The sequence below is a fragment of the Ruegeria arenilitoris genome (assembly GCF_013035425.1).
GTDB classification, from domain to species: Bacteria; Pseudomonadota; Alphaproteobacteria; order Rhodobacterales; family Rhodobacteraceae; genus Ruegeria; species Ruegeria arenilitoris_A.
Genome location: NZ_WQHX01000002.1, coordinates 248,886 through 269,876, shown reverse-complemented (window position 1 = coordinate 269,876; position 20,991 = coordinate 248,886). Strand labels below are relative to the sequence as shown.

Sequence of the window (20,991 nt, the reverse complement as noted above, 5' to 3'; positions counted from 1 at the left end):
ATATCATTTGTCTATACGTTTTGTCATGAACCTGTTACATTAGGCTTATGAGGACATACAAAGTTTTCACGTGCTTATTCCTTGCGATGATGCTTGGGGACCAAGCTCAAGCGAAATCACCAATCGCGGAAATTATCTGTGAGCCCACTATCCATATGCATGACAAGTTGACCCGCCAATTCGGGTCGCACAGGGTTGCAACCGGCGTCCGCAGTCCCGAGCAGGTAATGGAAGTTTGGACGAGCAGGTCAGGTGCTTGGACAATGGTTATCACTTATGCAAATGGCACATCCTGCATCGTGGCAATGGGAAAAGATTGGCTCGCTCATAAAATCGAAGAGCCTGCACGCGGTTGAACCCGGGTAAGACGGTTAACGGCCAAATCGGGGCCGCTAACCTTGCTCAAAAATTCTCCGCCAAAGGCGGAAATGCAGTCATAATGGCTTCAAATCAGCCGCCATTTGGCGTCCGTCGCGTCCGTCCTGCAACTCATACGCGACTTTTTGATTGTCTGCGAGCCCGGTCAAACCGGAGCGTTCAACGGCTGAGATATGAACAAACACGTCTTTGCCGCCTTCATCGGGGGCGATAAACCCATAGCCTTTGGTTGTATTAAACCACTTCACGGTGCCAGTTGGCATTTCCCGTGTCTCCTTCTACCTTCACGTTTTCCCCTAAATTGACGGGGTAGTGGTTGACGCTACCGCAACGCATCACTGTTTCGCCCAAACGAGACGGCCCGAATTGCGTGTTTCGTCTTTTTCAACATTGCACGGTAATGTAAAAAATCAAGAATAACTGGGTTAAGATGATATTATTGCCCAATTTTTAACTACCACGGGAACTTCCAAAAAATGCGCCTATACGGTCTGAAAACTTGCGATACTTGCCGCAAGGCTTTGAAAATAATTCCAAAAGTTGAATTTGTAGACGTGCGCGCGCATGGCATGCCGGACGAAGTGTTGCAAAAGGCCCTCAAAAATTTCGGCAAAGCTTTGCTCAATACGCGATCAACTACCTGGCGTGAGCTGGATGAAAAAGCTCGTCAGCAGCCGATAGAGGTGTTGTTGCAGGAATACCCGACTCTGATGAAACGCCCACTGATCGAGTCAGATGGCAATCTGTTCCTTGGATGGACAGAAGAAACACGCAAGGGTCTTGGCGTTACATAAGCGGTTGCATATGTAGGTCCGACAACTTTGGAGAGTAGTAGATGCGTAACGCCACTATGGTTTTGGGCGTAATAGCTGGGCTTGTCGGTATGATCGTCGGGTTTTTTGGTTATGGGTTTGTCGAATTCATTGACCAGTTTGGCGAGATAGAAGGAATCGCCAAGCAGGTTGAAAACCCGCAATTGGTGCAGACTGCTTCCATCCTGGCACCTTTACTTGCCATCGCAGGTGCGGCCATGGCCCACGCAAGGGCACTGCTAGCTGGGATGTTGTTGCTGATTTCCGCAGCGGGCATGTACTACGCCTTTGGATTTGGCGTTTTTACTATGTTCCCCATAGCTTTTGCTGGTGTAGCAGGGCTCCTTGGGCTGGCCGCAGGAAAACCGGACGAGCCCAAGGCGCATTTCTAAATTATTTAAGGCGTAGGACTCGATCCAGCGAAATAGGACCTGCGCCGTTGATCGCAATCACAAGGAACAAGAAGGTCCACATCACTCTTTGATCCATCAGTGTCACGGCATTGTCGAACAATCCGCCAAGCTTTACGCCATGTCCGTTAACGTCGACCAATGTTTGGACCCAAACAAACCCGATCATGCCAAGGGCAGCCAGCCGAGTAAGCAGACCAACCAACAGAAGCGCCGGTAAGACAAACTCAACTACCGTGCCGAAAAAAATCACTATCCTCTGAAAAAAGGTCATTTGGGTGACATCATACAGTACGGCCTCGGCGGCCTTGGGGAAAATCTGACCGAACGCGCCAGCAGACGGAGAGAAGATTGATCCGTCAATCTTCAACATGGCCGAGTTCCAATAATAAACCAACAGAACGGAAATAAAGACCAGCCTCGCCAAGGTCGGCGTCAACCAACCAGAGGCAAGGTCTACCTTTTCCATTGAGTTGTTGTAGCTTGAGATCAGAGCATTCATGTCCCGGGCCTTTCAATATTCACTGATGTTATTGCGCCGCCCTGCAAAAGCAGCGCCAGAGTGCTTCCGAGGTCAAATTCAGGGGTTTCGGTCACGGTGATTTCGAATGCTTCGCCGATTGACGTCCCGTTCTGGATTAGGTCAATCCAAATCACGCCTCCTTCAGATAGAAGGCCCGGTAGGGGGTCGAACTCAGGTCGTGTAACCAAAATATCTTGCGCTTGGGGCTCTGGCTTGGCTGCATTTGGTTGCGTATTGTACTGCCAAATCGAGTAAATCGGCCAATCCGACGACAGAACCTGAACAGCTGGTGCCAGTGTCAACCTCGCTTGCATCAGGTCTTCTGGTGGAATGGCAAGCGATTGGGGGTCAATGGCCGTACTGTCAGCGGCATGGTAGGCATGTCGCAGGGCCAACTCCAGACGCGCAACATCTGGCAGGTAACCCAGATGAGATAATTTCGCCATTCCACCCAGAAACTCCGGAAACTCCTCGCCGTAGAACATCATCAAAGGTGAGGAGGGCGGGCATTGCCGCAAGAATATTCCGGCCAGGCCGTCCATATTTTGTTTACCAATCAGTTTGGTGACGACAGGAAAAGCTTGTTGCATTGCCTCGGTAAGCGACACTGCCACGTTATTACGATAAACACTGAAACGGCCTCCCGCCGGTTGAGCCTTTGCGTCGATCAAACCCTCGGGTACGGGATGGGTGGCATCCAAGATGGCCGCGCTGAATGCTGTTTGCGAAACACTCATGCCGGAACCCGTTCTAGGGCCGCAAGCGCTCGGTCCGCTTCCGCTTGTAGGATAGGCCAGTCTGGAATGTCAGTGTCCCACTCTACCAAAACCGGTTTCGGACCCGATTTTTCCAAAACGTAGTCAAGCAACTTCCAAACAGGATTGGCAACCTCTCGCCCATGGCTATCGATCAAAAGAGGATGACCGTGGTCGTCTTTGTCTTCGTCATGGCCGCCAAGGTGGATTTCGCCAACTTTATCCAATGGATAAGCGTCGATATATTCTTGTGGTGAAAAATCCAGATTGGTGGCCGATACGAAAACGTTGTTCACGTCTAAAAGCATCCCGCATCCGGTCCGGGATACGATTTCACTTAAAAAGTCAGGCTCGGACCAAGTGCTTTCTTCAAATGCCAGATAGCTGGACGGGTTCTCTAGCAACATCTGGCGTCCGACCGTTTCCTGAACCTGCTCAATGTGTTCGCAGACCCTTGTAAGGGTCGCGCCAGTGTAAGGCAGGGGCAGAAGGTCGTTTAGAAAATGACTGTCATGGGTTGACCACGCTAGGTGCTCGGAAAAGCTGGCTGGGTTTAGCCAACCCACCAGATGCTTCAATCTGGCTAGGTGGTCCAAATCCAATGGGGTTTCTCCACCGATTGATAGGCCAACACCGTGCACGGAAATGGGAAACTGCTTTGATAAATGCCGCAGCTGCGCCAACGGCCTGCCACCATCCCCCATATAGTTTTCGGCGTGTATTTCCAGCCAAGCCACGGGCTGTGCGTTTTCAAGGATTTGCGAGAAATGTTGCGGTTTGTAGCCAACACCAGGCGCGGCGGGCAAACGGTTTGACCTGAGCGCATCATCTAACATAAGCAATTCCCTTGATCACGAAGAAGGGGGCGGGCGACGCTGCCCGCCCCCGACAATTCGCTTAGTCGACTTTATGCCGGCAGGTCGCGATCCAGCGGCTCAAGAGAACCCTTACGGTTGTCCGGCAGTTCGATATCTGCACAGGTTCCTGCATCGACCAGAGTCCAGGCGTTACCTTGATAATCAACGGTCGATGTGCCCGCACAAGTCGTACCGGGGCCTGCGGCGCAATCGTTTTGTCCGGCCAGCGAAACGCCATAGCACTTTTCTTTGGCTTGAGCGGATGCGGTTGTTGCAGCGCCTGAAACGGCTGCTGCTACGGCACTTGCGATAACCAGGGTTTTTGCGGTGTTCGACATCTCGTGTAATCCTTTTGATGACTGCGTATGTCTGCTTGTGACATGACAAAAGTAGTGGCTTAGGCGTGTCAGGTGAATTCACGAGCCCGTGTCTCACAACCCCGTCAAAGATCGTCATGTATTATCGCAGGTTAACACATTGTTTTTTAATTTAAAAATAGAAAATGTTTCAATCCGACCCCAAATTGGGGTCGGAATATTAGCCTATTTCCAGCCGATTGTTACAACAGGTCGGGCGGCGTCGCGGCTTGCGACAACTCATTTGTTACAGTGCCAAGCGGTTGCACATGCGTTTGTTTTTCGCCCAACCGCCGGACGCTTACGGTGCGATCATCCACCTCGCGATGACCGACCGCCAGAATGACAGGAACTTTGCCGACCGAATGTTCGCGAACTTTGTAGTTGATCTTTTCGTTGCGGATATCGGCCTCGGCGCGGACGCCTGCGACTTTGAGAGTGTTGACCACCTCTAACACGTAGTCATCCGCTTCGGATGTGATTGAGGCAACGACAACTTGTCGAGGAGCCAACCAAAACGGAAGCTTGCCAGCATGCTCTTCGATCAAAATACCGATGAAACGCTCGAACGATCCCAGACACGCACGATGCAGCATGTACGGACGGTGCTTGGATCCATCCGCGCCAATGAAAGTCGCATCGAGGCGTTCTGGCAGGTTCGAGTCGACCTGTAGGGTGCCGCATTGCCAGGTTCTCCCGATTGCATCGGTCAAGGTGAACTCAAGCTTTGGTCCATAGAATGCTCCTTCACCTTCGAGTATTTCAAAATCGTACCCGGCAGCCCTGCAGGCATCTCCAAGGGCTTTTTCAAGAAAGTCCCAACTTTCATCGCTGCCAATGCGCTTTTCAGGCCGCGTTGAAAGTTTGATGTTCCAATCGTGGAACCCGAGATCGGCGTAGACCTTTGATAGGAACGAGATGAATTTCGCGGTTTCGGGTTCAATCTGATCTTCTGCGCAGAAGATATGACCATCATCCTGCGTGAACCCACGCACACGCATAATCCCGTGTAACGCGCCCGACGGTTCGTACCGCGCGCACGACCCAAATTCCGCCATTCTGAGCGGCAGGTCGCGATATGATTTTAAACCTTGATTGAATACCTGAACATGGCAGGGGCAATTCATGGGCTTGAGCGCGTTAATAGCCTTTTCGCGCGCATGTTCTTCGTCGACCTCAACAATGAACATATGCTCTTGGTACTTATCCCAATGGCCCGAAGCTTCCCAAAGTTTGCGGTCGACAACCTGCGGGGTGTTCACCTCGACATAGCCATCACGTTCCTGCATCCGGCGCATATAGTCCTGCAGAGTGGTATAGATTTTCCAACCGTTAGGGTGCCAAAACACCTGACCCGGCGCTTCTTCCTGCATGTGATAAAGGTCCATCTCGCGACCTAGCTTGCGGTGATCGCGTTTGGCGGCCTCTTCCAACATGTGCAGATGGGCCCTGAGCTTTTCCTTACCGGTAAAGGCTACGCCGTAGATACGCTGTAGCATCGCGCGGTCACTGTCACCGCGCCAGTAGGCGCCGGCAATAGACATCAGCTTGAACGCGTCGCCCGGAACTTGACCTGTGTGCTGAAGGTGAGGGCCGCGACACAGGTCTTGCCAGTCGCCATGCCAGTACATGCGCAGCGGTTCATCCCCGGGAATGGCCTCGATCAGTTCGACCTTATAAGGCTCGTTATTCTGAGTGTAGAAATCCACCGCACGCTGACGATCCCAGACTTCTGTTGTCACGGGGTCGCGTTTGTTGATGATTTCCTTCATCTTTTTCTCGATCAGACCCAGATCTTCTGGTGTAAACGGATCCGCGCGGTCAAAGTCATAGTACCAGCCGTTCTCGATGACCGGACCGATGGTTACTTTGGTGTCGGGCCAAATTTCCTGAACGGCACGGGCCATAATGTGAGCCAAGTCGTGACGAACCAGCTCATTGGCCTGCTCCTCATCCTTCATGGTGTGGATGGCGATCTGAGCATCTGAATTAATAGGCCATTGCAAATCCCAGTGCTTTCCGTTCACCGTTGCCGAAATGGCTTTCTTTGCAAGAGAGGTGGAGATATCGGCAGCGACTTGCGCAGGGGTAACCCCAGCTTCATAGGATCGTGAGTTGCCATCAGGAAAAGTTAGGGAGACTGACTGTGAGTCCAAGGCCATGGCTGGCTCTCCTCGTCGGTTTGGCGCCCACTGAACGCCCGGTTGCGGGTTATGAATGTTCGGCTGATTTGGCAGGCGCACAAGCGCATGTCAAGGGAAGATGCCGATAGTACCCCGACCCGCTATCGCAATCGGACCAATACACCAATCACTCCTCGGGATGTATTTGGGTACAGGTCGCGGATCCCGGCAATTGCACTTAGGGGTAGGGCGTGCATGATGCGGAAAACACAAAGAGGATTTTATGGCAGCTACGGAATTTCTGCAGACGGCGCAAGGAAGGCGATTGGCTTATCACAAAAGTGAAGGGACAGGGCCAACCATTGTTTTCCTTGGGGGCCTCAAATCGGACATGGAAGGCACCAAAGCGGTGCATCTTGAGGCTTGGGCCAAATCGCGGGGGTATCCGTTTTTGCGTTTCGACTATTCAGGTCACGGAGAGAGTTCCGGGGCATTTACGGACGGATGTATCGGGGACTGGCACGAGGATACAATCGCGGCCATGAGGTCTCTGACGGATGGCCCGCTTATAGTAGTGGGATCCTCGATGGGCGGATGGCAGGCCCTGCTTTTGGCGCGCGTGTTACCTGATCGAATTTCTGGAATGGTGACAATTGCAGCCGCACCGGATTTTACCGAGGATGGTTATTGGGCGAGTTTCTCAGATGAGCAAAAAGCCGCGTTGGAAACCGTTGGTCATGTTGAACTTCCGTCGGATTACATGGAGCCTTACATTATTACAAAGCGGATGATCGAAGACGGCCGCCAGCATCTGGTCCTGCGCGGACCACTTGATCTGCCATACCCAGTTCGATTTTTGCAAGGCACCGAAGATACAGCAGTGTCAATTGAGACCGCAGTCCGACTGTTGGAGCATGCAACCGGACCTGATATGCGGCTGCTCTTAATCAAGGACGCAGATCATCGGTTTTCGGACATGCGCTGTCTTGCCTTGATAGAACAGGCCGTGGAAGACGTGATGAGGATTGATGCGTGAGGGTTATAGGACGGTCTTTGCTGGCCCTATTTTGCTTGAGTGCGGTAATCTACTTTTTTGGACCGCGCGAACAAGTAGACCTGAACCCCAGCTTCGATCCACGTAAATTTGGCGAAGGCGTTCAAGTTTACTTTGAGAGCATTGAATCAGCTTTCGACGACATAGTGCCGGGTGTCGAAAAGCGGGTGATCTGGCAGCCTGGTTTCAAAGAACAACGAACTCCGTTTTCTGTTCTTTACGTTCACGGTTTCTCGGCTACTTCTGAAGAAATTCGCCCGGTACCGGATATGGTTGCAGACGCCCTTGGCGCAAATCTGGTGTACACGCGTTTGCGCGGCCACGGTCGTAGCGGTCGTGCGATGGGTGAAGCTACGGCTTCAGGCTGGATGCAAGATATGGCTGAGAGTCTAGCCGCGGCCCGGGCCGTTGGAGAAAAGGTTATTTTGATTTCGACCTCGACCGGTGGGACGCTTGCGTCCGCTGTTTCGGTGAACCCGGAACTAAGTGTGGATGTGGCTGCGATGGTAATGGTTTCACCCAATTATGGCGTGAACACAGCCGGAGCTTGGATTCCCACATTGCCTTGGGCCAGAAATTGGTTGCCGATATTGATGGGTCAAGAACGGAGTGTGGAATCGACAATCCCTGAACAAGAGAAGTATTGGACTCTTACCTATCCTTGGGAAGCCGTAGTGCCGATGTCCGTCTTGGTGGATGCCGTGTATGATCTGGACTTCGCCAAAGCGCAGGTCCCGGCATTATTCTGGTTTTCTACCGACGATCAGGTCGTTCGTCCCGACCTGACGCAAAAAGTTGCCACAGTATGGGGATCACCTGCAACAATCAATCTGGTAAAAATGGGGCCTGAGGACGATCCTTTATCTCACGTGGTTGCAGGCAATTCGATGTCTCCCGGCCAGACAGGCGCGGCTGTCGCAGGTATTTTGGATTGGCTTGACGGATTAGGAATTAACTAAAGGCGTATTCATGAGAAAACCCGGCAGCATGTGGAGTTTAGAGACGCTTGGTCGTGTCCGATTGTCTCGCCATTTTTACATGCGTGATTTTCTGTATTCCGAGATCGGTAACTTTCACGAATTGCAGAACATTCCCGAAAATCCAGACCTCGCCATCGAAACGGGCAAAGCTCTGTGTGAAACCCTTCTGGATCCGCTTGAGGAAACGTTCGGACGTATCGCTGTTCGATCAGGGTATCGGTCGCCCTCACTCAATCAGTTCGGAAATGAAAACCGCCTGAATTGTGCCCGAAATGACAATCCGCTGGAATGTCATATATGGGATCGCGGCGAGGGGGACGCGCGGATTGCTGGCGCTTCAATTGTTGTGCCGTGGTTCGCGGACCGCTTTCAGCAGGGGCGCGATTGGCGTGATCTGGCGTGGTGGATGCACGACCATTTGACATATTCTGAAATCTGGTTTTTCCCAAAACTCTGCGCCTTTAACCTTGTATGGCGACCTAATCCGCTGGGTCGTATCGACAGCTATATTGCGCCGCGCGGTTGTCTGCTCCGTCCCGGTGCTTTGCCTGATGAAAGTATTGAACAACGGCAGGCCAGATACTCAGATTTCCCTGCATTTCGCGGATTGCCATTACCTTAAAGTTTCGCATGCCGATCGAACCAAGGACAAACACCCAATATTGAAAACCAAAACGTAAAGTCGTTGTTAAACCGATGCCGCTAGGCTTCGGGCCATTTGAATGCTGTGGTTTAGCACTATTTTTGGTTCCGCCTGTAGCGGCCATCTAAGTAAACTAATCGTAGAGGCCAACACGTTGCTCTTGGCTAAGAACGATCGGCATAACAACCGGAATATTGGATTCAACATCGAAGAACGGGGTTTTCTTCCAACGGCCGGTCAATCGGGACCTAACGACGCGGGTTACCAAGCGCAAAACCGCATGATGCAGACCTTTGTGCGATTGCTTTCCTTCGGGGCCGGGGACAAATCCCCTTGTCAATACTGGCCCTAATGCATCAGAGTTTGCAATTCGCTTTACGATGAAACCCACAAACGGAAATTTTGGCGTTCGTGCTGTTGTGGCGAGGGGTGCGTTGCAGCATTTTGCGTACCAACGGAGCATACCATTGTGGCTGAGCTTCATTAAGGCCAACTGTTCCGACCCTGTGTCAAAGATCACGTCTTCGGGTGTCGTTTGCAAAACTTCGACAGGCCCCGGCGCCGGGTCGGGTTGCCCAAAATACAGTTGCGCGGCCCGGCAATCATGACAGAAGCACTCTGCGTGGGTTCCTGATGCGACACCTTGGGCGGTTATGTGACCGCGCATTGTGCCACACGAGCAAGAAAAAGCGACATCACAAGCCGAAGACCGGCTCATGACTATTATGCAACCTTGTTCTTGTTTGCGGCGCGACGCTTAGGTTTGCGGCTGTTTTCATTCATGAATTCGATGACCAGTGGGCGGATGTTGTCACGCCAGCTGCGACCCGCGAATATACCGTAATGTCCTGCGCCCGGCTCGACGTGGCTGGCTTTTTTGTTTTGGGGCAGGCCAGAACACAATTCTAATGCTGCGATACATTGTCCTGGGGCCGAGATGTCGTCATTCGCGCCTTCGACGGTTTTGACTGCAACATCAGTAATTTTGCCAATGTCGACCTTGTGACCGTTAACGACAAATTCGTTTTGGGCAATTTCACGTTCTTTAAAGATACGCTCGACAGTGGACAGGTAAAATTCGGCGGTCATATCCATTACGGCTAGGTATTCGTCGTAGAACCGGTTATGCGCGTCCTGATCCGAAGCCTCACCTCGAATAACCCTATGAATTTGATTGGAAAACGCCTTGCTATGACGTTCGGCATTCATTGACATGAATGAAGCAAGCTGCAACAGGCCTGGATAGACCATCCGTCCAACACCCTTGTACTTGAAGCCGACCCTCTGGATCATTGTCTCTTCAAGTTGCCCCATGGTTACGCGCCGTCCGAAATCGGTTACTTCTGTTGGGGTCGCGTCAGGATCGACCGGCCCACCGATCAGGGTCAGTGTGCTGGGTTGAGCCTGTGGATCCAATTCCGCCAGATAGGCTGTGGCCGCGAGTGCTAGGGGGGCAGGCTGACAGACCGCAACAACGTGTGTTTCCGGCCCGAGCTCTTTCATAAAATCGACAAGATAGAGGGTGTAGTCTTCTACATCGAACTTGCCTTCGGACACAGGAATGTCCCGCGCATTATGCCAGTCTGTGATGTAGACCTCGCAATCGACCAGCAAACTTTTGACCGTCGAGCGCAAAAGGGTGGCGTAGTGACCGGACATTGGGGCAACCAGCAAAACCTTGCGTGGTTGTTCCTCTCGGCCATTGACTCGAAAATGGACGAGATCTCCAAAAGGACGTTCAAGTACTGTGGTCGCTTCTACCAAATGGTCTTTGCCGTCCTCGCATGTAAAGGTACGGATCCCCCAGTCCGGTTTTGCGACCATGCGCTGAAATGTTCTTTCAGTAACCTCACCCCACGCCGCCATCCAGTTGAAAGCCGGATTTGGAACCATCGAAAACTGAGGGTACGAGGCAATCGCGCTGGCCGTAGCACCAAGCCATTGATTGGTGTTACGAATGGTTTCCATCATGTCATATGTCATCATGTAGCGCATAAGACGGGCCTCCTGGGTGTCAGCCTGAAAATTCGGGCCATTCGTCGCTTTGCCCTACAACGAGGACGACGTTATTCTGCATGGCAGCAAAGTTAGGGGGGAATTGTTAAAATGACAACTAGCGATGGCCAAACGCCTGAAATGACCGAAGAACATATTGATCGACTTAAAGAAAATTTGGAAAAGGTCGAGGCTTTGTCTAAGCGGCTGGTCGAAGTGATGGCTGGAAAAAAAGGTCACACCCCTGCTTTGGACGGCCCGAATCAAGAGCTTTTTGCAAAGGCAGCAACTGCATATTGGGCAGATGCATGGCAGAACCCCGCCAAGTTGTTGGAACAACAGATAGAGTTTTGGGGAAAATCAGTATTGAATTTTGCTGAGGCGCAGCAAGCTTTGACAACTGGTGAAGTTGAAGACGACGACAATGCCCCAAAAGATCGGCGGTTTTCCAATCCAATGTGGGAAACCAACCCCTATTTTCGCTTTATTCGTCAGCAGTACCAAACCAATGCCCAAGCGATTGAGCAAGCAGTCGCTTCGGTGGATGACCTTGATCAAAAGGATCTTCAGCGCTTGAGGTACTTTTCCCAACAGATAATCGACATGATGGCGCCCACGAATTTTCTGGCGACCAACCCTGACGCGCTGGAAAGGGCGGTCGAAACAGAAGGGCAATCCTTGATCAAAGGTCTGGAAAACTTGGTCTCGGACTTAGAAGCGAATGATGGAGAACTGGTGGTTAAACTCGCGGATGAAACCGCCTTTCAGGTTGGTGGAAACATAGCTACGACACCGGGTGACGTGGTTTTCCGCAATCAAATGATGGAATTGATTCAGTACAAACCGGCAACCGAAATGGTACACGAGACGCCGATTGTTTTGTTCCCACCTTGGATCAACAAGTTCTACATTCTGGATTTAAAGGCGCAAAACAGCCTGATCAAATGGGTGACTGAACAGGGCTATACAATATTTGTTGTCAGCTGGGTAAATGCAGACAGCTCACACGCTGACATTGGGTTGGAAGACTATATTGAAGAGGGCTATCTAACCGCGATTTCCGAGGTCAAGAAGATCTGCAACGTGAAACAGATCAATGCCGTTGGGTACTGCATTGCCGGAACGACGCTCAGCCTGACCCTTTCTCTTATGAAAAAGCGTGGTGACAAATCGATTAAGTCCGCCACTTTCTTCACTACATTGACAGATTTTGGCGAGCAGGGGGAATTCACCCCGTTTCTGCAAAACGATTTTGTGAATGGCATTGAAGAACAGGTTAATCGGGACGGCATCTTAAAGGCTTGGATCATCGGGCGCACCATGTCTTTTTTGCGTTCCACGGATCTAATCTATACCCCCGCGATCCGCAGCTACATGATGGGCGAGACGCCACCTGCCTTCGATCTGCTATTTTGGAATGGTGACGGCGCTAACCTTCCCGGGCGCATGGCGATGCAATATCTGCGGGGCTTGTGCCAAAGCAATGATTTCGTCAGCGATGGATTCAAGATGCTGGGTCATAAACTGCACATCAAGGATGTAGATGTGCCGTTAATGGCGATTACATGCGAAACCGATCACATCGCCGCATGGAAAGATTGCTATCGCGGAGTTCAACAAATGGGGTCCCGGTCCAAGACCTTTGTCGTCTCAGAATCCGGTCATATCGCAGGGATCGTGAACCCACCCAGTAAGAAGAAATATGGTCACTATACCAATCCGGATATGAAGGCCGACGCCGAAACCTGGTTGAAAGAAGCCGACTTTCATGAAGGATCCTGGTGGCCGTTGTGGGAAGCCTGGTTAAAAAAGCGATCCGGAAAACAAGTGCCAGCCCGTGAAGCAGGTGATTCGGAACATCCTTCTTTAGGACCCGCGCCTGGAACTTATGTTTTGGTCAAGGCAAGCCGCTGAATTTATTTCAATATTTTAATATTTTCTGCAGCGCAGCAAAAAATACTTGAAATGCTGCGATGCGGCATACATATTGTCCTCAAGCTGATGAAAACCGGGGTGGGCCCGGACCGGCTAAGAGGATTGAGACAATGGCAAAGACCCAAGACTTTACCGCAGTCATGAAAGACATGATGGGCGCATTTCCGGTGGACACCGGCGCTCTGGAAGACGCATTCAAATCGACCGCTTCGTTGAACGAAAAGCTGTCGGGTGTTGCTCTGGACGCGGCTGAAAAGTCGGCAGAGATTTCGAACAAGTGGACCAAGGAAACGCTGGCCAAGCTGACCGAAGTATCCAAAGCAAAGGCCGAGCCTGCTGACTACGCAAAAGCTGCAACAGATTTTGCCAGCGCATCGGCCGAAGTAGCGGCTGAGAACATGGCTGCCTTCGCCGAAATCGCGAAAAAAGTGCAGACCGAAACCGTCGAGCTGCTGATGGCCGCTGGCAAGAACGCAGCAGAAGACGCAACCGCTGCTGTCAAGAAAGCAACCAACGAGGTCACAGCTGCTGCCAAAAAAGCAACTGCTGCCAAGTAAGGTAAGTACGCGATCCGCACCCATCCCTCCCATTCGGTGCAATCGTGCTGGGCAGGTCCTTTGACCTGCCCTTTCTTTTTGTTCTGCACTCGCATAATCTGTGCTGCAATGCATCATCCTTGGGGAGGGTAAACGGTGTCAGAACAAGAAAATCCGCTGTTGATCAAACGGTATGCCAGTCGGCGGCTGTATAACACCGAGACCAGCGATTATGTCACACTCGAAGACATTGCTGGCTTTATCCGCGACGGACGCGAGGTTCAGATCATCGATCTGAAAACTGGTGACGACCTGACGCGGCAGTACCTTCTACAAATCATTGCGGAACATGAAAGCCGCGGCGAAAATGTTCTGCCGGTTAACGTACTAAACGACTTGGTGCGCAGCTACATGCTGCCAGGTGGGGGTATGATGCCGCAGTTTTTACAGAGCTCGTTTGAAATGTTGCGTGAAAGTCAGGCCAAGATGATGGAAAATATGAACGCAATGAATCCAATGTCCCAAATGCCGGGTTTCGAGGCAATGCAAGCGCAGCAGCAGGCCTTTTTGAAAGCGATGACAGGAGGCTTGTCGGGAGGTTGGTCAGGTCCGGGTGACGAAGACTCTTCAGAGGTTCAACCGAAGGAAGACCTGGATGACATTAAAAAGCAACTGGCCGAATTGCAGCAAAAACTGTCCAAGCTTAGCTGAGTTCACGAAGTGCGTCTGCTTGCCCTAATTGCGGTGTCGCTTTTTTCAGGGTCAGCGTTAGCTCAGGGTACATACTCCACGGTTTGGGAACCTGTGTGTACACTTGGCGCTAACGCGCAAGCCGGGTGCGAAGATATACGCGCCCGTGAGATATTGGATGCTTCGACAGCGCCATGGCGTGCCATTGGACGGGTAAATTTCGCCAGCCAGAGCCAACGATCCCATTGTACGGGTGTTCTTGTATCGGAACGCCACGTCCTAACTGCAGCACATTGCCTGTACAACGGCGCGCGTAAGCGATGGATTCCTCCGGCCAGTATGCGCTTCGCCGCTGGCTATCAGCGCGGGGAGTATTCGGAATTTTCATTTGTTGAAGATTATCGGCTGGCTCCAGATCAAGGTCAGGACGGAGCTTTTGATAATCGCGCCAACCGGGATTGGGCCGTGTTGACGCTACAAGATCCAATCGGGCAGAAGGTGGGATACCTGCCGTTGGTAAAGCCGGAAGCACAGCCGACTTTCGTCGCAGGCTATCCCGGGCTTCGCCCTCATGTTCTAAGTCGAACTCCTGAATGTGTTCATCGTCCGCTGACCAAAGACGTGCTAAGAGCCATTTGTCCTGTGATGATGGGTGATTCAGGCGCGCCCCTATTGGTGCAAACAGAAACTGGATTGGCCGTAGCAGGCATCCTTTCGCGCATAGCGCCAACCCCTCAAGGGATCGACGCTATGTTCTTGTCTGTCGATTTGTTTGCTGTGACCGCGCAATAAGGCTCAGGTACCATAAACTGGCACTGGACCAGTCACCTCGGCCACTGATGCCAACAAAATATCGGCTATTAAATCCAACTCGTTACGAGTTAGGCGCACAGGAAGACGAACGTCACAGGCTTTCATCAGCATTTCCCGTGTTTGAGGCAAGTCCACCTGTTCCGGCAGGAATTTCCAATTCCAAAACGCGCGGGCATTGTCTTCGCTCAGGCCGAAAACCTGAACCTTGACGCCTCGACCTTCCGCCGCAGCAGCAAAGGCACGAATGTCGGCCTCTTCCATACCGACCAGATTGAATTGGATGGAATCCGGCGCACGTTGTTCTGGCGCGAGCGGAGCCGGCACATCAATGTAAGGCGAACCATTCAGGCGGTGAGCGACATAGTCGTGATTGGCCAAACCATCCCGTACCCGACGGGCAAGTTCGGGCATCTGTGGCCGGATCACAGCCGCGCTCAGGTTGCTCATTCGCAAGTTGTACAGCGGTAAATGATTCTGCCAGTTTGCAAAGGCATGCTCAAGCTCATGAGAGTTTTCGCCGTGCGGTCCTTTGTGCTTTTTCCAATTATGCTCGTAGGCGCCGGACATTATGACTGCACGCGCTATCAGTTCTGGGTCATCGGTGATCATGATGCCGCCTTCACCGGCATTTATCATCTTGTAGGACTGAAACGAAAAACAGCCGATTCTACCGATTGTCCCGATGTTTCGACCGTGCCATGTAGTCCCCAGCGAATGCGCGGCGTCTTCGATTACTGGAATATTGCGTTCGTCGCACAATTCCATAATGGCATCCATATCCGAGGTATGGCCGCGCATATGGCTGATGATGACAGCTTGAACATCGTCTAGTTTGGCGGCGAAATCCGCCATATCTACACGGTAGTTTGCGCCAACTTCGCACAAAACAGGAATGCAGTCGGCGTGGACGACTGATGAGGGCACGGCGGCAAATGTAAAGCCAGGGATCAAAACCCGCGCATCGCGCGGCAGGTTCAGCGCCTTTAGGGAAAGAAACAAAGCAGCCGAGCAAGAAGATACTGCCAGCGCGTACTTTGTACCCAACAGTTCAGCAAACTCTGCCTCCAACAGCGCCACCGGAGCATCTTGTGGCGCTGTGTAACGGAAAAGGTCACCAGACTGCATCAATGCGTCGATTGCGTCTCGGGCTGTGGCTGGGATGGGTTCGGCGTCATGGACGTTTGGAGGAAGCGTCATATTAGGAATTCCCAAATTCTACCTTTGGAAAAGATAAAGCCAGACGGGTCTCAAGCCAAGACCTCATTCACCCACTCGGCGAAATTTCACCTAAATGTAGCATTTGACTGGCTCAAACCCCCAACCGGTCGCGCATCGCGTACCAAGTCATGGCAAGTACCAGCAAAGGGCTGCGTAGCGCGGGACCGCCAGGAAAAGGGAGCGTTGGCACACGGGCCATTGTGTCGAAACCTTCAGCCTGACCCTGGATTGCCAATGCCATCAATTGCCCAGCATGGGTCGCTGTGCCGACGCCGTGACCGGAATATCCGGACGCGGACAAGATATTGTCGGCCAGCCGCGTCAAATAAGGCATGCGTCGCATCGTAATAGCCAATGTCCCGCCCCAGGCATATTCGATACGAACGTCATGAAGATGGGGGAATATCTCAGTCATTGGTTTGCGAACCTTGCCTGCGATGTCGTTTGGAAACCGATAACCATAGCTTTCGCCGCCGCCAAACAGCAAACGCCCGTCAGCGCTAAGCCGGAAATAATTCACCACGAATTTTGTGTCCGCAACTGCTACATCACGCATTAGAACTTTTTGAGTGTCGGCACCCAAAGGCTCTGTGGCGGCGATGAAGTTGTTGATCGGCATTACACGTGATGCGACCCGATGGTTCAGATTTCCGAGATACCCATTGCACGCGAGGATTACGTTATCCGCCTTAATCTGCCCAGTTTCAGATTGGACAACTACGCGACTGCCTTCACTGATATTCTGCACCTCGGTTTCTTCATGAATCCGTGCACCGGCTCTGGCAGCAGCTTGCGCGAGTCCGAGGGCATAGTTCAGTGGATGAAGATGCGCGGCGCCCATATCCAAATAGCCGCCTTTGTATGTTGGTGAGGGACACAGTGCATGCCCGGCATCCGCATCCAGCAACTCGATCTGGTCGTAACCGTATTTCCCGGACAGGTGCGCAGCATGGTCGTGCAGGTCACGACGTTCTGAATCGCTAAATCCCAGCGCCGCAATGCCAGGTTTGAGATCACAGTCAATTTTGTGTTTTTTTATCAGTGATTTGACTAGTTCTTTGGCGTCTTCCGCCAGGTGCCAGAGCTTTGCAGCGTCCGATTCCCCGACTAGATTTTCCAGGTCTTCCTGATCCATCCGCTGAGCGCTTCCCAATTGACCACCGTTGCGGCCAGATGCGCCAAAGCCAACACGATGAGCCTCCAGAAGAACTACGTCATATCCGGCCTCGGCCAAGTGAAGCGCGGCTGACAGTCCAGTGTACCCGCCGCCAATGACGCAGACATCCGCGGTGGTGTCGCCTTTTAGCGCAGGAAAACGTTGGATCTGGTTGGCTGTTGCCGAATACCAACTGGGCGGAAACTCAGCCTTGCGATCGTTCGAATAAAGAAGGTTCAGGGCGGACATGGTTATACATTCAACAACAGGTGCTCTCGTTCCCAAGGAGAGATAACCTGCAGGAACTCTTCGTATTCCGAACGTTTGACGATCCCATAAACCCGCGCGAATTCAGGGCCTAAAACCTCGTGCAACGCTTCGGCCCCGTCAAAAAGGTCCAGCGCATTACCCATGACTTGGGGGATGTCACCTTCACCTTCGTAAGCATCGCCATAGAACTGCTTGCGCGGACGTTCCTGATTGACCAGACCTAAGTAGCCGCAGGCCAGCGATACGGCGATGCCCAGATATGGGTTGCAGTCCATTCCGGCGATGCGGTTCTCAATCCGTCGCGCTTCGGGGCCGGAAAGCGGGATACGAATTCCTGTAGTACGATTATCTCGAGCCCATTCCAGATTGATGGGCGCGGCGTGATCCTTAACGTATCGGCGATATGAATTAACATAAGGTGCCATGACTGCGAGACCTGCGGGCAGGTGGTTTTGAAGGCCTGCGATAAAGTTATAGAAGGCATCTGTTTCGCCCCCCTGTGGTCCCGAGAAAATGTTCTGGCCGGTATCAACGTCTGTAATCGAATGATGAATATGCATCGCCGAACCCGGCTCATCTTCGATTGGTTTGGCCATAAAGGTGGCAAAACAATTGTGGCGCAGTGCTGCTTCGCGGATCAGGCGTTTGAAGTAAAAAACTTCGTCTGCCAGCTTTACCGGATCGCCGTGGCGCAGGTTGATTTCCAACTGACCAGCGCCGCCCTCTTGTGTGATGCCATCTATTTCGAACCCCTGATGTTCGGCAAAATCATAAATATCGTCGATTACGGGGCCAAATTCATCAACGGCGGTCATCGAATACGCCTGACGTGCCGCAGCAGGTCGCCCCGAACGGCCCATCATTGGTTCGATACCCTGCGCAGGGTCGACATTTCGGGCCACAAGAAAGAACTCCATCTCGGGCGCTACGATAGGGTTCCAACCCTTGTCGCGATACAGTTGCACGACCCGCTTTAGGACATTGCGGGGGCTGTATGGGATTGCCTCTCCTTCGCGGTCATAAGCGTCATGGATAACTTGCAATGTCCAGTCGCCCGTCCAAGGAGCGGCAGAAGCGGTGGAAAAATCAGGTTTCAGGATCATGTCCCGCTCGATGAACCCATCTTCTCCTGCGGCTTCGCCCCAGTCGCCGGTTATAGTCTGATAAAAAATGCTATCGGGCAGATAAAAATAGGATTGCCGCGCGAATTTTGTCGCAGGAACGGCTTTACCTCTTGCGATGCCGGGAAGGTCGGAAATGATGCATTCGACTTCATCCAGACGTTTGCCATCCAGATAATTGCGGGCTGCCTGCGGCAGCTGGTCTGTCCAATCGGCCATCAGGCCCTCACTTTCTTCAGGAACGAGGCCATATGTTGTCCGATTTTCGCGTTATCATCTGGCCCGCCTGCTCGATTTGTAGCGGCTATCATCAATTCATCAGGGACGAGGCCCTTGCCGCGGGTTTCTATTAAACCCTGGATAAAGTCATCGCCATATTCCGGGTGGGCTTGAACCGTCCAGATAGTGTCACCGTAAGCGACCATCGCGTATTTGCAGAACTCATTGGCACCGGTCACACGCGCACCGCTGGGAAGTTCTACGACCTGATCCTGATGCCACGCATTTAGTGTTACGGTTTGTCCGTCGTGGTCGTATTCCGTTCGTCCAACGGACCAGCCTCCGTTAAATTTTTCAACTTTACCACCTAAAGCCTGAGCTATGATTTGATGACCAAAACAAACGCCAATCAAAGGCGTGCCCATGTCGCGGATTTCACGGATCAAATTCTCCAATGGCGGAATCCAAGGGTGATCTTCGTATGCACCGTGCCGCGAACCAGTGATGATCCAGCCATCTGCCTGTTCTGCTGATTTTGGAAATTGGTTGTCGACTACGTTGTAGGTTGCAAACTCAAAGTTATTGCCGTCCAGCAAGGCGCGGAACATTCCATCATATTCGCCGAATTGGTCGTAGAGTTCGTCCGGGGGGTGGCCTGTTACCAGAATGCCAATTTTCATGGGTCACCAAATTTGATCAAATTTATTCTAACCGACTCCCATTGGTCGGGCAAGGGGATCATACGGCTTCAAGATAGCTGAGCCAGTGCTCGTCCGAAGGCCGGTCCGAAAAGCGGGCTATTTCCTGTCGTTTGGTCATTGCCAAATTGCGCACCAGTTCCTTGGAAAAGATACGGGTGACGATCGGATCGGTTTCGAACGCGGCGATGGAGGATTTCCAATCACCTGCCAATTGTGGAACGCCGTCCAGTTCATAGGCGTTGCCTTTGATCGGGGGAGGGGGACGAAGATCATCCTCGATACCAACAAAGGCTGCACCAAGCACGGCGGTTAACATCAGGTAGGGGTTTATATCGCCACCCGCGACACGATGTTCTATCCGTCTCGCCGCAGGGGCTCCGCCCGGTATGCGGATCGCCGCTGTTCGGTTTTCATAAGCCCAGCTGGCCCCGGTCGGTGCATGTGCACCTGGGACAAGCCGAGTATAAGAATTTCCGTGAGGTGCAAAAATCAGCGTGCTTCCAGGCATAGCCGAGAGACACCCCGCCACAGCCGCCCGTAGGATTTCAGTACCGTCAGGTCCTCCATTATCGAAAACATTGCGCCCGCTCCCGTCGGTGACCGAGAAATGGACATGCATACCATTGCCTGCGTCGTCAGCGTACGGTTTCGCCATGAACGTAGCGGTAAACCCGTGTTTCCGCGCAAGACCACGTGTCAAGGCTTTGAAAAGCCACGTATCATCTGCACAACGCAATGCATCCTGATGGCTCAGGTTGATCTCGAATTGGCCAATTCCACTCTCTGAGATAGCGGTTTGCGCCGGGATGCCCATCGCCGCACATCCATCGTATAGATCTGTGAAAAAGGAGTCGAAGGCATCCATCTGCGCTATGGATAGAACGGCTTCGTCACTGAGGCGGCGTCCTGTCACCGGGTTCAGTGGAGGCTTTGGTTGAGAGCCCGAAGCGTCAAGTAGGGTAAACTCTAATTCCGTCGCAGCGATAACCGACCAACCTCGCTTTGCATAACGAGACAGGATACTCGCCAGGGCGTGTCGCGGGTCGCCGGAAAATGGAGTTCCATTGTCGTCATACAATCCCATCGGGATAAGCGCTGTCGGCGTATCGAGCCAGGGCATTGGCACCGGCCCACGGTCCGTGGGCAGCAATACACCATCGGCATCCCCGCTTTCGAATACCAGCGGGCTTCCATCTATGTCGGCTCCCCAAAGGTCGACATTAAGGGCTGAAAACGGCATACGCACCACGCCCTTTTCCAATTTGGGCGCATAAGATGGGGGAACACGCTTACCGCGCATCTGACCGTTCAGGTCACAAGCCGCCACGCGGAAAGTGTGCAGGCTGCTCAGGTCCATAGAAACCTCCGTCGGACTTCTTTTGACTGGTTTAAAGGAGCCGACGAGGGATGTCACGGAATTTGATCAAATTTTGGATACGGTAACTG

Annotated in this window: 23 protein-coding genes; 10 read left to right on the top strand and 13 right to left on the bottom strand. The window is 52.4% G+C overall.

The window, feature by feature from the left end; genetic code table 11:
* The first annotated feature begins 86 nt into the window (after nt 1-86).
* Nucleotides 87-356: a hypothetical protein gene (locus tag GOV45_RS06930; RefSeq protein WP_170475874.1), complete on the top strand. Its 270-nt coding sequence runs from the start codon at nt 87-89 to the stop codon at nt 354-356.
* Nucleotides 357-434: 78 nt separating this feature from the next.
* Here the strand turns inward: GOV45_RS06930 and GOV45_RS06925 are convergent, their stop codons facing one another.
* Entirely contained in the window at nt 435-641 is a 207-nt protein-coding gene (locus GOV45_RS06925) for a cold-shock protein (protein ID WP_170475872.1), read from the bottom strand.
* Between the two features lie 213 nt (nt 642-854).
* Between GOV45_RS06925 and GOV45_RS06920 the strand changes: the two genes are divergently transcribed.
* On the top strand, nt 855-1,172 hold the full coding sequence (locus GOV45_RS06920) for an ArsC/Spx/MgsR family protein (RefSeq protein WP_170475870.1): 318 nt from the start codon (nt 855-857) through the stop codon (nt 1,170-1,172).
* 41 nt (nt 1,173-1,213) lie between these two features.
* Nucleotides 1,214-1,582, top strand: a complete 369-nt coding sequence (locus GOV45_RS06915; protein ID WP_170475868.1) for a hypothetical protein — start codon at nt 1,214-1,216, stop codon at nt 1,580-1,582.
* A 1-nt stretch (nt 1,583) separates the two neighbouring features.
* Here the strand turns inward: GOV45_RS06915 and GOV45_RS06910 are convergent, their stop codons facing one another.
* The 5 genes from GOV45_RS06910 to thrS all read right to left on the bottom strand — a co-directional run bounded on the left by GOV45_RS06910 (nt 1,584) and on the right by thrS (nt 6,253).
* Nucleotides 1,584-2,102, bottom strand: a complete 519-nt coding sequence (locus GOV45_RS06910; protein ID WP_170475866.1) for a DoxX family membrane protein — start codon at nt 2,100-2,102, stop codon at nt 1,584-1,586.
* A complete protein-coding gene (locus GOV45_RS06905) occupies nt 2,099-2,860 on the bottom strand; it encodes an HvfC/BufC N-terminal domain-containing protein (RefSeq protein WP_170475864.1) in 762 nt (253 codons plus the stop codon). The genes GOV45_RS06910 and GOV45_RS06905 overlap by 4 nt, the downstream gene beginning before the upstream one ends.
* A complete protein-coding gene (gene bufB / locus GOV45_RS06900) occupies nt 2,857-3,714 on the bottom strand; it encodes an MNIO family bufferin maturase (protein WP_170475862.1) in 858 nt (285 codons plus the stop codon). Before bufB ends, GOV45_RS06905 begins: the two co-directional genes overlap by 4 nt.
* A 71-nt stretch (nt 3,715-3,785) precedes the next feature.
* The gene (locus GOV45_RS06895; protein WP_039531480.1) at nt 3,786-4,073 is read right to left on the bottom strand and encodes a BufA1 family periplasmic bufferin-type metallophore; all 288 of its coding nucleotides are present in this window, start codon (nt 4,071-4,073) and stop codon (nt 3,786-3,788) included.
* Between the two features lie 221 nt (nt 4,074-4,294).
* Complete coding sequence (thrS, locus tag GOV45_RS06890; protein ID WP_170475860.1) at nt 4,295-6,253, bottom strand: threonine--tRNA ligase; 1,959 nt, start codon at nt 6,251-6,253, stop codon at nt 4,295-4,297.
* A gap of 244 nt (nt 6,254-6,497) precedes the next feature.
* Here thrS and GOV45_RS06885 point away from each other — a divergent pair, with 244 nt between their 5' ends.
* From GOV45_RS06885 to GOV45_RS06875, 3 genes are read left to right on the top strand one after another with little or no spacing between them, the layout of a single operon-like run.
* Nucleotides 6,498-7,250: an alpha/beta fold hydrolase gene (locus tag GOV45_RS06885; protein ID WP_170475858.1), complete on the top strand. Its 753-nt coding sequence runs from the start codon at nt 6,498-6,500 to the stop codon at nt 7,248-7,250.
* 35 nt (nt 7,251-7,285) lie between these two features.
* Nucleotides 7,286-8,227 carry an alpha/beta hydrolase gene (locus GOV45_RS06880; protein WP_254447932.1) on the top strand — a complete coding sequence of 314 codons (942 nt, stop codon included), beginning with the start codon at nt 7,286-7,288 and terminating at the stop codon, nt 8,225-8,227.
* A 28-nt stretch (nt 8,228-8,255) separates the two neighbouring features.
* Nucleotides 8,256-8,870: a hypothetical protein gene (locus GOV45_RS06875; RefSeq protein ID WP_170476580.1), complete on the top strand. Its 615-nt coding sequence runs from the start codon at nt 8,256-8,258 to the stop codon at nt 8,868-8,870.
* Nucleotides 8,871-9,024: 154 nt separating this feature from the next.
* On the opposite strand, the gene GOV45_RS06870 is transcribed toward GOV45_RS06875, so the two are convergent.
* Nucleotides 9,025-9,609: a DUF6151 family protein gene (locus tag GOV45_RS06870; RefSeq protein ID WP_170475854.1), complete on the bottom strand. Its 585-nt coding sequence runs from the start codon at nt 9,607-9,609 to the stop codon at nt 9,025-9,027.
* Between the two features lie 5 nt (nt 9,610-9,614).
* Nucleotides 9,615-10,886 carry a polyhydroxyalkanoate depolymerase gene (gene phaZ, locus GOV45_RS06865; RefSeq protein ID WP_170475852.1) on the bottom strand — a complete coding sequence of 424 codons (1,272 nt, stop codon included), beginning with the start codon at nt 10,884-10,886 and terminating at the stop codon, nt 9,615-9,617.
* Nucleotides 10,887-10,997: 111 nt separating this feature from the next.
* On the opposite strand from phaZ, the gene GOV45_RS06860 reads away from it, so the two are divergent.
* From GOV45_RS06860 to GOV45_RS06845, 4 genes are all read left to right on the top strand, one after another.
* Nucleotides 10,998-12,800, top strand: a complete 1,803-nt coding sequence (locus GOV45_RS06860; RefSeq protein WP_170475850.1) for a PHA/PHB synthase family protein — start codon at nt 10,998-11,000, stop codon at nt 12,798-12,800.
* Nucleotides 12,801-12,931: 131 nt separating this feature from the next.
* Nucleotides 12,932-13,378 carry a phasin family protein gene (locus GOV45_RS06855; RefSeq protein WP_170475848.1) on the top strand — a complete coding sequence of 149 codons (447 nt, stop codon included), beginning with the start codon at nt 12,932-12,934 and terminating at the stop codon, nt 13,376-13,378.
* Between the two features lie 135 nt (nt 13,379-13,513).
* Nucleotides 13,514-14,068, top strand: coding sequence for a polyhydroxyalkanoate synthesis repressor PhaR (gene phaR / locus GOV45_RS06850; RefSeq protein WP_170475847.1), 555 nt, complete (start codon nt 13,514-13,516; stop codon nt 14,066-14,068).
* A gap of 9 nt (nt 14,069-14,077) precedes the next feature.
* Entirely contained in the window at nt 14,078-14,839 is a 762-nt protein-coding gene (locus GOV45_RS06845) for a trypsin-like serine peptidase (RefSeq protein ID WP_367648657.1), read from the top strand.
* A gap of 3 nt (nt 14,840-14,842) precedes the next feature.
* On the opposite strand, the gene GOV45_RS06840 is transcribed toward GOV45_RS06845, so the two are convergent.
* From GOV45_RS06840 to GOV45_RS06820, 5 genes are all read right to left on the bottom strand, one after another.
* Nucleotides 14,843-16,057: a DegT/DnrJ/EryC1/StrS family aminotransferase gene (locus GOV45_RS06840; RefSeq protein WP_170475845.1), complete on the bottom strand. Its 1,215-nt coding sequence runs from the start codon at nt 16,055-16,057 to the stop codon at nt 14,843-14,845.
* Nucleotides 16,058-16,169: 112 nt separating this feature from the next.
* Nucleotides 16,170-17,474: an NAD(P)/FAD-dependent oxidoreductase gene (locus GOV45_RS06835; protein WP_437436516.1), complete on the bottom strand. Its 1,305-nt coding sequence runs from the start codon at nt 17,472-17,474 to the stop codon at nt 16,170-16,172.
* 11 nt (nt 17,475-17,485) lie between these two features.
* Entirely contained in the window at nt 17,486-18,844 is a 1,359-nt protein-coding gene (locus GOV45_RS06830; protein ID WP_170475841.1) for a glutamine synthetase family protein, read from the bottom strand.
* Nucleotides 18,844-19,524, bottom strand: coding sequence for a type 1 glutamine amidotransferase (locus GOV45_RS06825; protein WP_170475839.1), 681 nt, complete (start codon nt 19,522-19,524; stop codon nt 18,844-18,846). The genes GOV45_RS06830 and GOV45_RS06825 overlap by 1 nt, the downstream gene beginning before the upstream one ends.
* A 58-nt stretch (nt 19,525-19,582) precedes the next feature.
* Nucleotides 19,583-20,902 (bottom strand): glutamine synthetase family protein, encoded by a 1,320-nt coding sequence (locus GOV45_RS06820; RefSeq protein WP_170475837.1) that lies wholly within the window; start codon nt 20,900-20,902, stop codon nt 19,583-19,585.
* Nucleotides 20,903-20,991: the final 89 nt, after the last annotated feature.